This is a genomic window from Psychrobacter sp. WY6 (assembly GCF_018448495.1).
GTDB lineage: Bacteria > Pseudomonadota > Gammaproteobacteria > Pseudomonadales > Moraxellaceae > Psychrobacter.
Genome location: NZ_CP049902.1, coordinates 637,386 through 656,264, shown reverse-complemented (window position 1 = coordinate 656,264; position 18,879 = coordinate 637,386). Strand labels below are relative to the sequence as shown.

General features: G+C 43.3%; 15 protein-coding genes and 3 pseudogenes. All 18 read right to left on the bottom strand.

Translation table 11 applies throughout. The annotated features are described in order from the left end of the window. Positions 1 to 250: 250 nt before the first annotated feature. Entirely contained in the window at positions 251 to 1,579 is a 1,329-nt protein-coding gene (locus G7Y90_RS03215) for a reverse transcriptase domain-containing protein (protein WP_250163366.1), read from the bottom strand. 77 nt (positions 1,580 to 1,656) lie between these two features. After that, positions 1,657 to 2,229, bottom strand: a complete 573-nt coding sequence (locus tag G7Y90_RS03210) for a hypothetical protein (protein WP_250163365.1) — start codon at positions 2,227 to 2,229, stop codon at positions 1,657 to 1,659. Positions 2,230 to 2,418: 189 nt separating this feature from the next. After that, positions 2,419 to 3,387, bottom strand: a complete 969-nt coding sequence (locus G7Y90_RS18380; protein ID WP_349773409.1) for an ABC transporter permease — start codon at positions 3,385 to 3,387, stop codon at positions 2,419 to 2,421. A 28-nt stretch (positions 3,388 to 3,415) separates the two neighbouring features. Then, a complete protein-coding gene (locus tag G7Y90_RS18375) occupies positions 3,416 to 4,000 on the bottom strand; it encodes an ABC transporter permease family protein (protein ID WP_349773394.1) in 585 nt (194 codons plus the stop codon). Continuing rightward, positions 3,978 to 5,021 carry an ABC transporter permease gene (locus G7Y90_RS18370; protein ID WP_349773393.1) on the bottom strand — a complete coding sequence of 348 codons (1,044 nt, stop codon included), beginning with the start codon at positions 5,019 to 5,021 and terminating at the stop codon, positions 3,978 to 3,980. The genes G7Y90_RS18375 and G7Y90_RS18370 overlap by 23 nt, the downstream gene beginning before the upstream one ends. Positions 5,022 to 5,057: 36 nt before the next feature. After that, entirely contained in the window at positions 5,058 to 5,726 is a 669-nt protein-coding gene (locus tag G7Y90_RS03200) for a hypothetical protein (protein ID WP_250163364.1), read from the bottom strand. Positions 5,727 to 5,778: 52 nt separating this feature from the next. After that, the gene (locus G7Y90_RS03195; RefSeq protein ID WP_250163363.1) at positions 5,779 to 6,495 is read right to left on the bottom strand and encodes an ABC transporter ATP-binding protein; all 717 of its coding nucleotides are present in this window, start codon (positions 6,493 to 6,495) and stop codon (positions 5,779 to 5,781) included. 38 nt (positions 6,496 to 6,533) lie between these two features. Then, entirely contained in the window at positions 6,534 to 7,256 is a 723-nt protein-coding gene (locus tag G7Y90_RS03190) for an arylesterase (protein ID WP_250163362.1), read from the bottom strand. Positions 7,257 to 7,406: 150 nt separating this feature from the next. Next, positions 7,407 to 8,675 carry an MFS transporter gene (locus G7Y90_RS03185; protein WP_250163361.1) on the bottom strand — a complete coding sequence of 423 codons (1,269 nt, stop codon included), beginning with the start codon at positions 8,673 to 8,675 and terminating at the stop codon, positions 7,407 to 7,409. Positions 8,676 to 9,108: 433 nt separating this feature from the next. Further along, on the bottom strand, positions 9,109 to 9,354 hold the full coding sequence (nqrM, locus tag G7Y90_RS03180; protein WP_109592195.1) for a (Na+)-NQR maturation NqrM: 246 nt from the start codon (positions 9,352 to 9,354) through the stop codon (positions 9,109 to 9,111). A 153-nt stretch (positions 9,355 to 9,507) separates the two neighbouring features. Further along, positions 9,508 to 10,638, bottom strand: coding sequence for an FAD:protein FMN transferase (locus G7Y90_RS03175; protein ID WP_250163360.1), 1,131 nt, complete (start codon positions 10,636 to 10,638; stop codon positions 9,508 to 9,510). 142 nt (positions 10,639 to 10,780) lie between these two features. Further along, a pseudogene (locus tag G7Y90_RS03170) lies at positions 10,781 to 11,575 on the bottom strand (SDR family NAD(P)-dependent oxidoreductase). A gap of 189 nt (positions 11,576 to 11,764) precedes the next feature. Next, positions 11,765 to 12,998, bottom strand: a pseudogene (gene nqrF / locus G7Y90_RS03165) (NADH:ubiquinone reductase (Na(+)-transporting) subunit F). 123 nt (positions 12,999 to 13,121) lie between these two features. Then, entirely contained in the window at positions 13,122 to 13,730 is a 609-nt protein-coding gene (nqrE, locus tag G7Y90_RS03160; protein ID WP_011281361.1) for an NADH:ubiquinone reductase (Na(+)-transporting) subunit E, read from the bottom strand. Further along, positions 13,730 to 14,401: an NADH:ubiquinone reductase (Na(+)-transporting) subunit D gene (locus G7Y90_RS03155; protein WP_055125671.1), complete on the bottom strand. Its 672-nt coding sequence runs from the start codon at positions 14,399 to 14,401 to the stop codon at positions 13,730 to 13,732. Before G7Y90_RS03155 ends, nqrE begins: the two co-directional genes overlap by 1 nt. Before the next feature lies 1 nt (position 14,402). After that, positions 14,403 to 15,308, bottom strand: a complete 906-nt coding sequence (locus G7Y90_RS03150) for a Na(+)-translocating NADH-quinone reductase subunit C (RefSeq protein ID WP_250163359.1) — start codon at positions 15,306 to 15,308, stop codon at positions 14,403 to 14,405. Continuing rightward, on the bottom strand, positions 15,289 to 16,524 hold the full coding sequence (locus tag G7Y90_RS03145) for an NADH:ubiquinone reductase (Na(+)-transporting) subunit B (protein WP_250163358.1): 1,236 nt from the start codon (positions 16,522 to 16,524) through the stop codon (positions 15,289 to 15,291). Before G7Y90_RS03145 ends, G7Y90_RS03150 begins: the two co-directional genes overlap by 20 nt. Before the next feature lie 5 nt (positions 16,525 to 16,529). Beyond that, positions 16,530 to 17,881, bottom strand: a pseudogene (locus G7Y90_RS03135) (Na(+)-translocating NADH-quinone reductase subunit A). Positions 17,882 to 18,879 lie beyond the last annotated feature (998 nt).

Here is an 18,879-nt window from a genome sequence, read left to right as displayed (position 1 = left end):
GGAGGATGTTGTAAGAAGGGATTTGATTGATAAAAGTTAGGCTAGTATAGCAAATGAGGGCTAGGTAATCCCCTCAATAAATAAGCAAACTGCATGGCTGATATTGGTTTGTGTGCTGATACATTTGATGAAGCAAAAACGCCTTCTATATGTAGAAGGCGTTTTGATTGGAGGGTTTGGTAGTCAATTTTGCTTTAGTATACCAATGGCTTAAAGAATAAAGGTAGAGTTTACAATGAGTAAGTTAAATTTATTTAATACCAAAGAAAAACATTCTTTTATTTGCTGAGCCGATGTTTTCAAAATCTATATTTAGATTATCGGTAATCAGTTTTTTCCTGACATTTTTAGATGCTGCTATCAAATCTCTTTTAAATTCCTCGCCATTAGTAGCTAGGTCTTCACTATAGAAGTTTGTGTATCCTGAGATGAGTATTCTAAGATATAAACTGAAATCGACATAATTACCACACTCTCGTTTAACCTTAGTCATTGATTGAAAGCTATCTATTCTTCCTATAGCCTTATCAAAAACTGGTCTAGGAATTTGTCGTTGGTAAGATTGTAGTCTGGAGTTATAAATTATGTCAAAACCTAAATAAGTGAAGTTATCTTTAGCACCATATATCCTCGTTTTTTGCTCACCCACTAATTTTTCAATATCTAAATCAATCTTTTTAAGATTTTTTTGGACGTGATTTTTTAGTTTTTTAGCTGTGTCATATGAGTTACTAAAGACTAGGAAGTCATCTGCGTAACGTATATAAGGTATGCTGTTTTTAATTATTAAATTATCAAATTCGTATAAATACATCGAAGAGCATAATGATGCTATAGGCATACCTTGGCGAACGCCTTTACCTCTAAGCTCTTCTAGATATATTTCTATCAGTTTTTTATACTTCAGGTCGCCATAATCTAATTTAGCATCGCAGTAAACAAAACTTTTGAAAATAGCAATTAACTCTTTATCCTCATTTAGACCAATAAACTCTCTTTCAAATTTCTTTACAGCTATTTCTCTATTTATATTGTCGAAAAATTTAACAATATCTGCTTTGATAACGTATTTATACTTGCTTCGATATTCTGTAACGTCGTCTAAGGCTTTACGGATGCCATATATAGTTTTTTTAATTGGTTTCCCTGCCTCATCTAAAGTATCTACAACTTTTTCATGAATATCTTTATTCAAGGCATGGTCATACTCACAAAATCTATTATAGATTTTATCGTAATGTTCTTTGAGGTATTCTAAAAACAGCTTTTGGAGTATTCTATCTTGTACTGAGGGAACACAAACCAAACGAGTATTATCTACCGTCATGAAATCATGCTTAAGACAATTTGTTTTAGGCAAAATGATAGGGGTTAGATGGTCACAGTTGTACTTAAGCTTTAACACACTATTACAAACGTCCGTTAAAGTTTTTTCACTAAAGTTGTTTAAATAGTCATTAACTGTGATGTATTTAGTATGATAGGAGTTGTCTGCTTTCGACTTATTTTTAGCGAGCTTATTAAGAGTGGATTTAAAATTCTCGTTCACATAGGACGAGAATTTAACCTTATCTGTCATGGCTATCTCCCTTGCTTCTATTTAACAAACCTTTTGCAAAAATTCATATATTAAGTATTACTAACGGAATAAAGAATTTATGCAAAAGGTCTATTCACTAGATAACCATGACGAAGGTGGAGTGCTACACGCAATCTATGAGCAAGCTTTCTTAAGCGTTGAACAATGTCGCCACTTAAATATAGCGCACGTTTGAAACGGTACGTCATATAGTTGTCATATGGAATGATAAGCTCATCTACAACAACCTTACAATCAGTTAAATTGTTAACGTTATTTAGAGCTGTACCCACCATTTTTGCGATTTTCTTACGGATTATTTCATTGTTATATATTAACACAAAAGCGTGTGCAATTGTTATCAATACTGCCACAAATATGTATGCCTTTGTCGCAAATGGGGCTGTTGGCGATAGTGCGCCGTTTATCAGTACCGCTCTTTCGAGCCACAATAGCGGCTCAATGAGTTTATTTAACAAGAAATCTATTTTCGATATGTTTACCATGTCATCACCATTTGATGTTGTTTCATCCTCTTGAGTACTAGATAGCAAGGGCAAGAGTGCTACACGCAATCTATGAGCAAGCTTTCTTAAGCGTTGAACAATGTCGCCACTTAAATATAGCGCACGTTTGAAACGGTACGTCATATAGCTGTCATATGGTGTGACAAGCTCATCAATAACAAGCTTACAATTTGTTAAATTGTTTGCGTTATTTAGAGCTTAGATAATAGCATTAATATTTATACTTATGAATTAAAAACACTTGTTAATTAAAAATATTCTAGTGTTGTTCAGTTTGTACGGCTATACAAATTTATTAGAGGTTTTTTCACATTAAACCATCGCCCTTACCCGCGCCATAATCCCGCGCCCAATCACCAATCTCACATAAATAATGGCAATAGCAAACAGCAATGCCACTAACGCAATACCGCCGAGTCCTAAGTTTGCCCACGGCATACTAAACTGTAAATTAAACCATTGAGTAACGGCAAGCCAAGCACCACCAGTGGCGATAATCACCGCAAAGGTCGCCGCGCTAATACCAAGTACGCCCAGCTCTAAGATATTGAGCATATATAGGTCACGCTTTTGCATGCCTAGTAGTCTAAATGACGCGCTGTCCTTCATACGATCTTGTGAGGTAGACAGCAGCGAGCTGATCAGCACCATGACGCCAGTGAGTAGGGCAAGCAAGGTAAACACATAGACCAAGCGGCTCATTTGTACCACCAGCTCTTGGATTTGCTTGGCAATGGCAGTGCCGTCAATCGTGGTGACAGCAGGGAACTCACGTACCAGTTTGCCTTGTAGCTCTGGAATTGCATCTTCTGGTACGTGGGCGGTAGCAAACTGAATCTGCGGGGCAGCGGACAGCACGGATGGCTCAAATAAGAAGTAAAAATACGGACTTGGGCCACGCTCATAGCGCGTGCGAATACTGGTAATCTGCCCGATGATTTCGATACCTTGAATATTAAATCGTACCTGATCACCCATGCCGACATTGAGCATACTGGCGGCAGTATCTAAAATAGACAAGGGTTTGACTTGCTCATCTGTCGCATCGATAGGGGTGTATAGCGCGTCATCTATGAGTGATTCAGTGATGTACTCAGTATCCATGACCGTATCTGCGTAGCTCAAGTTAAAGACACGCGTAGGATCATCAAACCCATCCTCAGGCTCGATATCTTTTGCCGGTATATCATTTGCCGTCTCTACACGCGCACGAATGACTGGATAATAAGTGACGGGTGCTTCAATAATGGTATCGATTTCATCATGCTGATCGCTCTGCACATCGAGCAAAAACAGATTGGGCGCGTCTTCAGGATAGGCATTGATAAACTGTGTTGATACTGTGATTGAGTGTGGTGATGAGCGTCAGTACTGCCACCGATAATGATAAGGTGACAAAGAATAACGCTGATTGGTTGCCTTTACGCGCAAGGTTATGAATGGCGATACGCTGCATCCAACTGACCTTGGTATTGCTCGCCAATTTGGCAAGCAGCCACAGCCACCCACGCGCCAATAGCCAAAATATTGCCACAAAGCCAATCAAGCCGCCCAATAACTGTGCGCCTAATGACAGTGAGCCAACTTCATAAGCGAAGAAGGCATATAGCCCTGCTAGCACCAGTCCATACCATAGTAATGGTACGCGTCGATACCACGGCAGATTTTGCGTTTGGGTGCTCGCACCTTGATTGAGTAAGGTAGCGGGTTTGGTCATGTTGAGCGCGCTCAAACCACGCTGCGCAATCAGTAGGGTCAGGATTAAGGCAATCACGATGGTTTTGATAGCGCTAATTGGATTAATGGCGAGACCAACATCGGCAGGCAAGATAGCCACCAGATAGGGCTGACCAATTTTAAGCAAACCCAGACTAAGAATAATCGCTCGCACCACAAGCGATAACCGTCGTTATGATGAGTAGTTGATAATAGCTACGTTTGAGTGACCCAAGTGGCTCACCTAATGCTAAGCGAATCGCATTAGTTGACTGCTGCTTACTGACAAAGGCACTAATAACGCCGTACATGGCGACCGCAGACAATAACAACACTGCGATGACCAGTAATTTTAAAAACATCAATACATTGTCAGAGATGCGCGAGACAGAGGTATCTGCTGATTCGGCATCAGAGAGCTCGATATCAGGATAACTGGTCAGTATGCCTGTGAGTTTATCGCGCTGCGTCGTTATCAGTTCTGGGTCGCCTGCCATCTCAATACGGTAGTTTATGCGGCTGCGCTGACCCAATAGATTGGTTGCCGCGAGTGCATCTTGTTTCATTAACACACGCCCGCCAAATCCAAAAGCGGTCAATGGGCGATCAGGCTCTTTTGTCAACACGTCACTAATGGTAAATTGCGCATCGCCAATGGTGATACGGTCACCGATACTGGCTTTGAGTCCGCTGAGGACTTCTGGTGCGACGATGACGCTATCAGATGTAAGCCGTTCCCACAGTGGTTGTCCTGAAGCAAGCTCGACTTCTCCATATAAGGGATAAGACGGCGTTACGGCTTTGATGCTGGCAAGCAAGGTTTGCTCATCATTGACGAGCATGGCACTAAACTGATAGTCATACACCGCCTGCGTGTCGGGGATGGTTTCTACTTGCGCCAATACTTCGCTTGGCCAGTCTTGCTTACTGTTTAAGATTAGATCTCCGCCAACGAGCGCTCGCTGATTGTCATTGATATAGCGATCTACAGACTGCTGCACAGAGTCGAGGGTCAGATAGGTTGCAAGCGACAGAGTCAATGTGAACAGAAACAATACAGGATACACCCAGCGCTGCCACCAGCTACGGCTGAGTGCTTGTGAGCCTAGTGTTTGACCGCTAAAGAAACGGTTCCCTTTGGGATTAGTAGCCTTATTATTGATAGCAGTATCGCTTTTTGTGATCGTAGCTTTAGTCATAATTTTTTGCTTAATCGGTAGACGTATTAAGAAATTTTAGAGTGTATCATCAGGTAACCAGATATAGATAAAGTCAAACAACTCTGCATCTGTCATATCAGTTAATGAATGAACGAGTTTTTTATCTTTAACTGTCTTATATACTGCGCTAGCTACTACTTTCTGGTAAAGAAGAGACTTACCTTTTGTTTGTTGTTTAAACCAGTGTTTATTTATTTTGCTAGGTAAATTATAGAATAAAGAAAAATCTAGCTGTGTACTGAGGTGGTTCAACTTTTCATATTTATAAGTATCAAAGTAATATAGATGTCTTAATGCATCATTTTGTATTGTATTTTGCTCATTCTGTAGTAAGTCTAAAAAACAAAGATACTCATCATCATTTTCCATAAAGAATGTCAAAGGGTATAGGAAGTAATGATTTGCTCTCAAATATCCCTTACTTATTGCTTGTAGAGTAAGCTGACTTATCTCGTCTCTGTTGGCATTGATGAAAGGTTTTGAGTAATGCTCTAATATAAAAGAGAGAGCAAAAGTAATGGAATAATCGTCTAAGTCAGCCATCTGTTTCAAATAATAAAGCGCATTATCTAATTTATAGATCGAGATTAACTGATTAATTGCTTGGCTATAATCTTCGGTTTCAAAAGTGAACTTTCCAGCAAGTAAGTCTTTTGCCAAGTTTTCTATCTCAAGAGTTCCCATTGAACTAACCTTATTGAAGTAGAGCATTAAAGAATAAGGGATGAACTCCTATTTATTCATCAATTCGACCATCATGCATGGTAATGACACGGTCTGCCATTTCAGCTAGTGCAGGATCGTGAGTGACGACCACCAGTGCTGAGCCAACCTGTTGTCGTAAATCCAATAGCAGCTGCATAACTTGATTAGCATTTTGTTCATCTAAGTTGCCTGTAGGTTCATCAGCAAACACAATCTTTGGATGCGATACCAATGCTCGTGCCACCGCTGTACGCTGCTGCTCACCGCCTGATAACTGATTGGGCAAGCTATGACGTCGATGACCCAAGTCGACCGCATCAATAAGCTCGTCCACTCTCGCTGGATTTGGACGCCTTGCAATATCCAGTGGAAAGGCAATATTTTCGGCCACGGTCAGCGTTGGTAATAGATGAAACGATTGAAAGACAAAGCCCATCTCCTGCTGACGAATGAACGCCAGCGCATCTTCGTCAAGACTACTGAGCGTTTGACCCGCCAGCTCAACCGTGCCGCTATCTGGATAGTCTAATGCCGCAAGTAGTCCTAATAGGGTGGATTTGCCTGAGCCTGATTTGCCCATGATGACCACAAACTCGCCAGCGTTGACATACATACTGACGTCTTTGATGATAGACAGTTTTTGCTCACCGACTTGCACCGTTTTGTTTAACTGAGAGGCGGTTAGTAAGGCTTGTGTTTTAGAGTTTGCTTTTGGCGTTGATGCGGCCATCGAAGGTGATAATGTCATTACATGGTCTCATTTGGCGTATTTTTCGTCGTTTCGTCTTAAGGATTTTCAGTTTTGTTGTCTGTATCAGCTGTTTTTAGCGCTTCTAATTTAGGTTTTAAAACAGGCAAGATATTGTTATCGACGATAATCGCGTAGCCCTCTTTAGTTGGATGGATGGCATCCGCTTGGTTGAGTTCAGGATCACCGCCCACACCTTCTAAGAAGAACGGAATGAGCGTCACGTTCATGTCTTTAGCAACGCGAGGATATATCGCTGCAAATGATTTCACATAATCAGAGCCAAGGTTGTCATAGATCTGCATACCACCTAAAATGACGATACTGCCATTATCTTGTAGACGTTTGACCGCGGTGCGGATATTGGCTTCAACTGTCGCCACATCGATACCGCGTATGGCATCGTTAGCACCAATGGTCAAAATCGTGATATCAGGCTTGGTCTGCGATACCCAATCTAAGCGATTTACCAGCCCCGTACTGGTTTCTCCACTCAATCCTGAGTTGATAACTTTGGCATTGTCGTAACCCATTTCGTGCAGACGATCTTCTAACTGTGCAGGATAGTTATCATCCTTATCGACGCCCAGTCCTTCGGTTAATGAATCGCCCAATGCCAAGATCGTTAATGGCGCTTGCTGTGCAGTAGATGTTGCCGGTTGCTCAGATTTTGTCGTTTGAGGTTCGGCAGTTTGAGTACTATTTTGAATGCTATTATCGGTGCTAGGCTCAGATGGTTTTTGGCAACCACTGAGAGCCATTACAGCTGTTAAAATAGCCGATATTGATAAGTGTCGAGCGAAAAGAATGGATAAATTCATAATGATTATTCTGTCCTATAAGCAATCAAGCCAGTGTAGCAAAATAAGACAGACACCAATATTATCCTAAGGTTACTTTCATTTTTGAGATTAAATCTTCTTGCCATCGACCATCACTGGACGACTCACCATCCAAGCAATCACGACGTTGATAACCATCAAAATGAGCATGATAAATAGCGGTAAATCCCAGCTGCCAGTCGCTTCATGTAGCCAACCTGTCCCTAGTGGACCAAAAAAGGCAATCAAATAACCGACGAATTGAGACATACCAGACAGCTCACTAGATTGGTTGGTCGTATAAGTACGTAAGGAAAACAGCATCATACTCAAGGTGAAAATAGCGGAGCAGCCAATACCCATCAAGCCCGACCACAACCAAGCGAGGTCGGTAGATAAATAACTGATTCCTAAAATACCAATAACATTCAGCACCGCTGCAAACACCGCCAGCGCCTGAATAGGGCGGCCGCGATTGATCAGCCACGTCAGGCTCAAAATAGAGACTGGCGCCATAAACTGAAACACTGAAGCCATTTGTCCTGCTTGCACTGCGGATAGCCCTTTGCTGACCCAAATAGAGGGTAAGAAACTGGCAACGGTGTAAAATAATAGTGATTGCAGCCCCATAAATACTGCAATTTGCCAAGCAAAAGGCGTACGCCACATGGAGATGTCAGACGATCCAGAGGTAGGTGGCACAATTGCTTGATGACTAGAGGAACCAAGCCGCAATCGCAAAAATATCCAAATAACGATCGCAAAAATGCCCAGTAGCGACCACCCACCCAGTGCCCATTGCCAGCCCAATTGCTCAGATAATGGCAGTACGACTCCAGCGACGATGCCTGCCGTTACCGTCATCGTTAGACTAAATAGCCCTGTTATGAGTGGAATATGCTGGGGCGTACGCTGTTTAATAACAGGGGCAGCTAAGGTGTTCGCAAAACCGATAGCCAAGGTCAGCAGTAACGTACCAATCAAAAACCCAGACCAAGTGGGAATAACGGTACGAATCATCATACCAATCGTTAATAACGCAATCATCGCAATGAGTGTATTCTCAAGCCCAAAACGCTTACCAATGGCTGGCGCGATCAGTGCGCCCACCGCAAAAGTCAGCATGGGCACTGCTCCTAGCCAACCAATCTGCGTCTCAGAGATATTGAGGGCATCTTGTACAACAGGGGCAATAGAGCCGAGAGCAACAATAGGCGCACGCATATTGGTGGCGAGCAAAATCATGGCACATAAAATGAGCCAAAAAGTGAAGCGTGAGGAGGGCAGCTCAAACGGTGACGGCGTATCTGAATGAGACTGTAATGGCACATCAGGTGGCAAATCAGTAGAGGTAGACATAGCAGCACGACTATTAGAATAAGAAAAAGGACACGTCATTAAACAGCGCCGAAGCATCGTCGCTTGTAAATAACACCAAAGAAAACGCACCTAGACGGTGACTAAAATCATTAATTAGAATCGTAAATTAGAACTAGAGATTACTTGCAGAATACAAGATATATGAGTAACCATTTTGAAAGCGCGCTTATCTTCAATCGCCTATCAACTGAATACGGTATTAGATTTATTTAGTCTACTATTATTAACAGGCCTTGCACGTGTCGTATTTATATCCAAAATATCTTAAAGTGAGGCTAACTAGATACGTCGCGGCTGGTACAACTAAAAATAGCGCCAGTCCCTTGCAAAGGACTAGACGCTATTATAAGAACAGATGTTAGGTAAATACTACCAGCGTATGGTAACAAACGCGGTATTTATAAGAATTTAGCTATACAGGTCTGCCTAGCTGAGCGGCTTTAAGGGCATTTTCTTGCTGTTCTGCCACGATTGAATCACACTTATTGGGATCATTTCCACAAAACGAGCAATTTTCATCACCCATTAGTTTAGCAACGCCGCCACAAGATCCTCTAAGCGGCTTCTTTTTAACCATATAACCGATACCCATAAAGACAAAGAACAGGACGAATACGGTAAAGGTAATGGCAAGCATGGGAAGCAATTGACTAAGCATAGAGGAGACCTCGATTTTTAAAAATAGTGTGGCTATCTACTAGGGTAGTACCTTAATAGTATAGCAAAACCAGTATAGCAAATTTTTGTATGGCTCGTTGATGGTTATCGAGCCGTTTACAGTATTGCGACTAAGTTCTATTGCCAACAAGCTCTAAGGCTGTTTGTCAGCACGTAATGCTTGCATCGCTGGTGTTTGTACCACTTGCCACTGGTCAGTATTCTTATCAGAACCCGTCGTCTTTGCCTCATCAGCTAAGACAACAAACAAGGCGGCTATATCTTGTGCTTTGGCTGTTGCAAGGGCTTTTTCATAAGGCATCGCAGTTAGGGCGGTTGCCCAAGCATCTGCCAGTGCGACTGAGTCTGCTGCAACGGTTACCGATGGTGCGCCGCCCGCGATAGGCTTGCCAGTGGTTGGATCAATCGTATGACTGTATCGCTGACCGTCGAATATGACGGAATTACGATAGTTGCCAGAAGTTGCCAAATACATCTGATTATCGGTATTGATTGGTTGACGAATCGCTGATATTGTCTGACGCTCGCTGACCGTACTGTCCTCAATAGGCGCATCAATCGCAATTTGCCACGGCTGCTGTTGGTTATTGACCCCAGAGGTTGCAATTTCACCCCCTATCTCTACCATGTAGTTGCGAATTTGATAGTCATCTCTGAGCACATCGGCAATCACATCGACGCCATAACCTTTAGCAACTGCTGAGAAATCAAGCCCGACACCGTCTTTGGTTTTATAAATGCTCTGCTCTTTTTGTATGATGCTCTCAAAATCGACCAAGGCTTTTGCTTGAGCAATCTCAAGTGCTGTCGGTTGACTTTGCAAGCGCTCAACGGTCATGGTGCTACCAAAGCCCCAAGTCTCTACCAATGGCATGACGGTAGGATCAAAGGCGCCACCAGATTGCTGATAGACGATTCGTGACACATCAAGCACGTGAGCAAAATCTGCATCGATAGTGAGGGGGATGTCTTTACCTAATTGGTTGAACTTAGAGATAGTAGAGTCTGCTTGATAGGTAGACATACTGTCATTGATTTGCTGCAAGCGCTTATCAATCGACGCTTGGATGGCCGCTTCATCTGCATCCGCAGGTAGCTGATAACTGATATGGTAGCTCGTTCCCATGGTCTCACCGCTGAGATAGTCATAATCTGGCGTTTGCTGGCAAGCGCTAAGACTGAATACAGCACTGATAGCCATAACGGGCAATAAGGTGGTTTTCATCGATTTTCTAGACAATGAGAGTGGGGATAATTTTTGCATTATTGGTTTTCTCATATTAATCACAATAGCTTTTATGGCAAAAGGGTGAGTGGCACGTTCTATTAGCGTTGCCCATTTTACACCCCTTGTCACCCATAACGCCAATCATCGACTTAAGACCTAGTGGCTTAAACGACTAGATTTATTTTACTTTTGATTCACGGATGAGCTTATATAGTTTTGGTGGCGATAGGCGGTTGACCGTGGTCGCCAGCTTTTCTTTATTACCTGCCACGATGATGTATTCTTCACCCTTAATCAGAGCTTTTATGACCTGTTTAGCAAAGGTAGCTGTGGTTAATTATTGGTTGCCTCGTCCATCGTTCCTTGCGCGCTACCATCACCAGTCAAGGCGTTAATAGAAATACTGGTTTGAATAAATCCTGGGAATATCGTCGCCACCTCTATGCCTTGCGTACAGTTCTGCACGCAGACTGTTTGCCCACATATGAAGTGCGGCTTTGGCTGCTCCATAAGCGCCGCGATATTGTGTGCCTAATAAACCAGCCACGCTCGATACCATGACAATTTTGCCGCCACCTTGCGCGATCATATCTGGCAGTACTAGTCTGGTCAGACGTGTCTGCGCAAAATAATCTATCTCCATAATTTGGCGCTCAACTTCTTCAGTGGTTTCCATAATAAGCGAGCGTTGACTGATGCCAGCATTATTAATAAGCCAATCAATTTTTCCAGCTTGAGCTTTAGCTGTCTTATACGCGTCTTTTGCTTGTTTGGCATCGGTGATATCAAAAGGGATGATGAAATGGTCTTTGCTGTTTTTACAGCGGTTTTTGACTGCTACTAATTTTGCCTCATCACGCCCACTTAAAATAATGGTGGCACCACGTTTGGCAAAGGCGATGGCTAATGCTGCACCGATACCACTAGAAGCACCAGTAATCCAAATGGTCAAATCTTTAATGTTGGTTTTCATAAGAATCCTTTCTTAAGGCAATAAACAATTAATCATATAGTAGAGGGCAGGCGGTCTGCCATTTAGATTTGTAGGCTTATTATGCAAGAGTTGCATTTAGTCAGCGCCAAAAAAAGAGCCTCAATTGAGACTCTTTTTATTTATTACTTTAGAATACTTTTTTACGTAGCCACTTGCTTAGTTACTCACTTAACCGCCGAAGTCATCAAGCATGATGTTTTCATCTTCCACACCCAAGCTGTGTAGCATGTCGATGACCGCTGCATTCATCATCGGTGGCCCACACATGTAGTTCACAGTCTTCTGGGTTTGGATGGTTTTTCAGATAGTTTTCAAGTAGTACATTATGGATAAAGCCGGTTGGACCTTCCCAATTGTCTTCTGGTAATGGATCAGACAAAGCCACATGCCACTCAAAGTTATCAAACTCTTCTGCTAGTTGATCATAATCTTCAACATAGAACATCTCACGAATAGAGCGTGCACCATACCAAAAGCTGATTTTACGCTTAGTATGTAAGCGTTTAAGCTGATCGAAGATGTGCGAGCGCATCGGTGCCATACCAGCACCACCACCAACGAAAATCATTTCAGCGTCAGTCTCTTTGGCAAAGAATTCACCATAAGGACCCGAAACCGTTACTTTATCGCCAGGTACTAGGCTAAATACCCATGATGACATTTTGCCTGGTGGAATACCATCAGGACCGCGTGGCGGTGGACTAGCGATACGAATATTAAACTTAATAAGGCCTTTTTCTTCAGGGTAGTTGGCCATCGAGTAAGCACGAATAACTGGCTCATCAACTTTTGAGACATAGTTGAAAATACCAAATTTTTCCCAATCTTCACGGTATTCTTCGTCAATGATAAAGTCTTTATAATGAACTTCATGCGGTGGCGCCTCTAACTGTACATAACCACCAGCACGGAAGTTCACTTCTTCGCCATCTGGAATTTTAAGGACCAGCTCTTTAATAAAGGTAGCAACGTTATCATTAGAGAGAACTTCACATTCCCACTTTTGTACATCAAAAAACTCAGGGTCAATCTCGATTTTCATGTCTTGCTTAACGGCTACCTGACAAGCTAAACGCATGTGATTGCGAATTTCGCCTTGAGTAAAATAGCCTTCTTCGGTGGGCAAGATAGAGCCGCCCCCTTCAATAACGCGGCAACGACACTGCGCACAAGTACCACCGCCACCACAGGCTGAAGATAAGAAAATACCTTCGCTTGCAAGGGTTTGTAGTAATTTACCGCCTGCTGGGGTCACGACGTCATTATCGGGATTATCATTGATATGGATGGTAACATCGCCTGAACTGACCAGTCTTGAGCGCGCCGCCAAAATAATGGCAACGAGTCCCATGATGATCAAGGTAAACATAGCAACGCCACCAATCGCCGTAGCGTAATCCATGGTAGGTATCCTTAATCTATGGAGTAGGGGTGCGAAAAGACGTCATTGCGTGTTTCCTGAACCCCTACCGAATAAATGAATTAAATAGGTCAAATCGCTAAATAGGCTGTTAAGCTTAGCGGTCTAAATTGACATACCGCCGAAAGACATAAAGCCAAGTGACATTAGACCAACTGTGATAAAAGTAATACCAAGACCACGCAGCGGTGCTGGAATGTCTGAGTATTTTAACTTTTCACGGATACCGGCCAATGCGGTAATCGCCAATGCCCAACCGAAGCCTGCGCCCACACCATACACGACAGATTCGCCGAAATTATAGTCACGCTCAACCATAAACAGTACACCACCTAAGATGGCACAGTTTACAGTGATGAGTGGCAAGAACACCCCAAGGGCGTTATACAGACTCGGGACGAACTTATCGAGGAACATCTCTAGAATCTGTACGGTCGCAGCAATCAAGCCGATATAACTGAGCAAGCCCAAAAAGCTTAAGTCGATATCAGGGAAACCTGCCCATGCCAGCGCACCATCTTTGAGAATGAACTGAAAGAGTAAGTTGTTTAGCGGTACGGTAATCGCCATCACGACGACCACGGCAACACCCAGACCAATAGCGGTTGAAACCTTCTTTGATACGGCCAAGAAAGTACACATACCTAAGAAATAGGCCAGCGCCATATTCTCAATAAAGACTGAGGTTATAAATAAACTAACATAATGTCCCATTAGTGACCGCCTCCATGTGCCATGCCTTTAGACTGCGGCTTCATTACAAATTCAGCATCTTCAACCTGCTCAGGTTTCCAGATACGGATAATGGCAATGAACAAACCAATAATAAAGAATGCTGACGGTGGCAACAGTAATAGACCGTTTGGAATATACCAACCGCCATCAGTGACAGGCTGTAGGATGGTGATACCAAACCACGTACCTGAGCCAAGTAGCTCACGGATAGTCGCAACAAACAGCAAAACCGCAGAATAGCCAAGACCATTACCAATACCATCTAAAAAGCTTGGCACTGGTGGATTGCTCATGGCAAATGCTTCGGCACGACCCATCACGATACAGTTGGTGATAATCAAACCAACGAAGACCGACAAGCCTTTACTCACATCATAAGCGACAGCTTTTAGCACCTGATCCACCAAGATAACCAAGGAAGCAATAATAGTCATCTGTACGATAATACGAATGCTTGAAGGAATTTGCTTACGAATGATCGAGATAAAGAAGCTTGAAAACGCCGTGACCAAGGTCAACGCCACACACATTACCATGGCATTGGCCATGCTTGTGGTGACAGCCAGCGCCGAACAGATACCAAGAATCTGTAGGGCAATGGGGTTATTATCAAAAATAGGCGAGGTTAAAATACTTTTAGTGTCAGCCATGTTATGCCTCCTTGCCGTTTGCTACTGGTCGTTTGGCTGCCAGTTCGGTTTCAGGTTGAGCGCTCAGCATTGATTGCGCAGCTTGTGTATCTGCCGCATTATCAATTGCTTGACCACTCTCTTTACGTAGCGTATCTAAATAAGGCTTATAACCTTGCTCACCCAACCAAAACTGAATCATGTTACTGACACCGCGACCGGTCAAGGTTGCACCACTGATACCATCGACCCAGTTCTCTTTTGGTGTACCCGCTTTAGTCACACCAGTGGCAACATTACCGTTTTCGTCATATGAGTGGATACCGCTCCACTTCGCACGCCACTCTGGCTCTTCGATACGAGCACCCAGACCTGGGGTTTCTTTATGCTCATAAAAGCTGATACCTTTGATGGTATTCATATCGCTTTCAAGGGTTAAGAAACCATAGATAGTGCCCCATAGTCCATAGCCTTGAATCGGCAAAACAACCATTTCAGGTTTGCCTGCGTCATCTTTTTTAACATAGACTTTGGCATATTTAGGCTTGCGACCAATACCAGCAGGGTCATTGTTGCCTAAATCTTCACTCAGTGCTTTATTCTTAGTCGCTTGGCTTGCGTCATAAGCATTACGATCAGGGATGCCAGCGGCTTTTAGCGCTTCATCATCAACGTAGCTGCCTTTACTTAAGTCAATAATTTCGACATCGAAATCTTTAAAACGTTCAGCAACATCATCTGCTGTATCAGACTCGGCATCGTACATGCCAGCGGCGACCAAGATGTTTTTGTTACGGTCTAAGCGTGCGTTTTCAATTTGAGCAGGTTTTAGACCAACCGCTACTGCTGAAACTAAGACGGAACACACCAAGCATAGCGTCAATGCCACACTGATGGTTTTCGCATTATTACTTTTGGGCTTGGACATAACGAACCCTCCGAGCTGTTTGGCGTTTGATGTTTGCTTGGGTCACAAAGTAATCAAACAATGGAGCAAATAAGTTGGCGAATAAAATGGCCAGCATAATGCCTTCTGGGAAAGCTGGGTTCACGACGCGAATCAATACCGTCATAAAACCAATCAAGATACCATAAGCCCAGCGGCCTTTATTGGTATGCGCAGCTGATACAGGATCGGTTGCCATAAACACGGCACCAAAGGCGAAGCCACCGATCACTAAATGCCAATAAAACGGCAGGTTCATCATCATATTGTCTTCAGAGCCAATCATATTAAAGACAAGAGAAGTAGCAATCAGACCTACTAAACAACCTGCCATAATACGCCATGAAGCAATACGCGTCCAAAGTAGAACGACGGCACCCATTAGGATAGCCAGTGTTGATACTTCACCGATACTACCTTGCATATTACCTAAGAACGCATCACCCCAAGTAATCGCATTACCATAGACGTCGACGAAGTCTTGAGGGACTACGCCTAACGCGGCAAGACCAAGTGGCGTCGCACCAGAGAAACCATCGACCGCCGTCCATACTGAGTCACCAGACATATAAGCAGGGTAAGCAAAGTATAAGAATGCGCGACCCGATAGGGCAGGGTTCAGGAAGTTTTTACCCGTACCACCGAACACTTCTTTTGCGACTACGACACCAAAGATAATACCGAGGGCAACTTGCCATAAAGGAATATCTGGTGGTAAACAAAGCGCAAACAGCACTGAGGTCACAAAGAAACCTTCGTTGACTTCATGACCGCGCACTACGGCAAAGATAATCTCACAGAGAATACCGACCGCAAAAGTGACGATATAAATCGGTAAAAATTGCATCGCCCCGTAAACGAAGCTTGCCCAGATACTGTCTGGGTTATAGCCTGCCATACTGGTGATAACAGTACGCCAGCCTTCAGGCTGCAAACCAAGCGTTGCAATCGCCGTTAGTGCTTGATGACCGATGTTGTACATACCCCAAAACATGGCTGGGAAAGTACATAACCATACGGTAATCATAATACGCTTTAGGTCGATACCGTCGCGTACGTGTGATGCTGAGTATGTGGTTGAGCTTGGTTGACGCAAAAACGTATCAAACATCTCAAAGATAGCATAGTATTTTTCGTGTTTGCCACCCTTGGTGAAAGACGGCTCCATACGATCGAACATATTGTGTAAAAATTTCATCGTGGTTAGCCCTCCAGCTCAATGCGCGTCAAGTTATCACGCAAAATATCACCGAATTCATATTTGCCAGGAGATACGAAGGTGCATAATGCTAAATCTTCTTCGTCCAATTCGAGCACGCCCAAATCTACGGCGCTAATCATGTCTTCGACAATTAATGCACGTAGTAACTGTGTCGGCAGATAATCTTGCGGCATGACCTCTTCATAAACCCCGATAGGTACCATCGCTCGCGGTGAACCATTACTCGTGGTCGTAAAGTTATATTCTTATTACCAAAAAACTTAGAAATATAAATAGGCAGCTTAGAGAAGCGGTTGGTGCCGACACTTAGGAAATGGAACGCTGGACGTTCACGCCCTTCAGGCAGCACACTGATTTGATTATGAAAGCGACCAAGATAAGCCGTATTGCCAAATACTTTGCGACCTGACAACACCGAACCAGAAATAATACGGTTCTCGCCAGCCGCCAGCTGTCCTTTGGTCAGAGCAGCGATATCAGCACCGCGCTCAGTAGCCACCAAACGTGGCTTGGTGACCGCAGGACCCGCCAAACTAATGATACGGCGCGTATACAAGCGACCGCTGGTGAATAGCTTACCGATCGCAATCACGTCTTGATAGCCAATCGTCCATACGGTCACGCCGCGCATGATTGGGTGCAAAAAGTGAATGTGCGTGCCAGCCAGACCAGCAGGATGCTTACCAGTAAAGCTATGATACTCAGTGACATTATTAGCCGCCGTTTTGGCAACTGGCGTCAATTGGGCATCACCATGATGGCAAACAAAGGTCTTGGGGCTGAGTGTCGATAAGACAGCAAGTCCGTCATTGAACGCTTGCAACTGATCGTTAATCAGCAGCATTGGGTCAAATGCTAATGGATTGGTATCCATAGCGGTGACAAAAATAGCATGAGGACGGGCACCGATTTCTGGCGCACGGCTATAAGGGCGCGTGCGAAACGCGGTCCATTCGCCAGAGGCAAGCAGTTGGGTTTCAACGACTTCAGCGTCTAGGTCAGCAAGTTGCTGGGAGTCATAGCGCTCGAAGTCTACTTCTTCACCGTTTGGGTCGACCGCAATCACAAGGCTCTCAAACACACGACGTTCACCGCGTTTAATCGCGACGACTTTACCAGCAGCAGGGGCAGTATAGATAACGCCAACTCGTTTTTTGTCTTCAAAAACGGGCTGACCCTTTGCTACGATATCACCTTCTTTGACATTCATCGTGGGCTTCATGCCCACATAATCATAGCCAATAACGGCGACATGTGTCGGTTGGTGCTCAGATATCTCGCGGGATGATTCACCGGTGATGGGCAAATCCAAACCTTTTTTGATGGTAATCATAAGCGAAAACTTAGTCCATAGTCTAAAACGATACCAGACGTCCTGTTTGGTATATCGGTAGCATGAACATCTGCGTCATTCAATAAAGCCCCCACGTCTCTCTTCCTATAGTAGGATAGTGACAAAGGGTCTCTGAAAATAACGCATGATCATAACTACTAGTAAGAGTATTAACGCTGACCTTAGACTCCTTAACAACACGTTAATGTCTTATTCGAATGACCAAAGTGGCGACTGGCTACCAAGGTGTATGTTAAAACCATCAAATCAAAAACAATCGTTCAAGCCTTTAGCGAAAATGATTGTGTAGACAATAGCTCTATCATACGTTTCATTGAAAATTAAAGCTTGTAACACCAGCGCAATTGACCACCTTTATCGGTTTGGTATCTTGTTAATAGATACGCAATTAGATAAGAATGCAGCCAAAAGATGATCTATCGAAATAGATGATAAACTGGTTGACAGACAAACTAGCGAAGCCATTATTAAGTAGATTCATTCATCAATAAGCGGCTATACAGCTAGTAATGACTGTTCTAAAATAGTTAGCTAGTGATAGAGATACGATAGAGACTATAATAAAAAAGAGGCGTCATTAGAGTTTGCTGTAGAGTAGACTTTTTAGAGGCCACCAGTTGAAATTTCTAATATAACCCTTCTTAGCAATATGTCAGCCAACATCAAAAAGATGCACTTAGCTGCTGCTCGACTCATCCTGACCGCTATGCAACACTAAGCCATAAATGACTCAATAAAAAGCGCAGCGCATGGTTACTATCACATAGAAACAAATAAAAATTTACCTAGGATTATACGCTAAATTGACCTAAAATTGCCAGTCAGTAATTGAATTTATCTAATGTTGCCAGTGATTCAATGTATTAAAACTTATGGTTATGATTGACCGTTTTTTTATGGTCATTTCTATCTATCGAAGCGGATTTTGGGTCTATCATAGATAGCTTTTGATTCGTCTATATATTAAGTCACTTTTG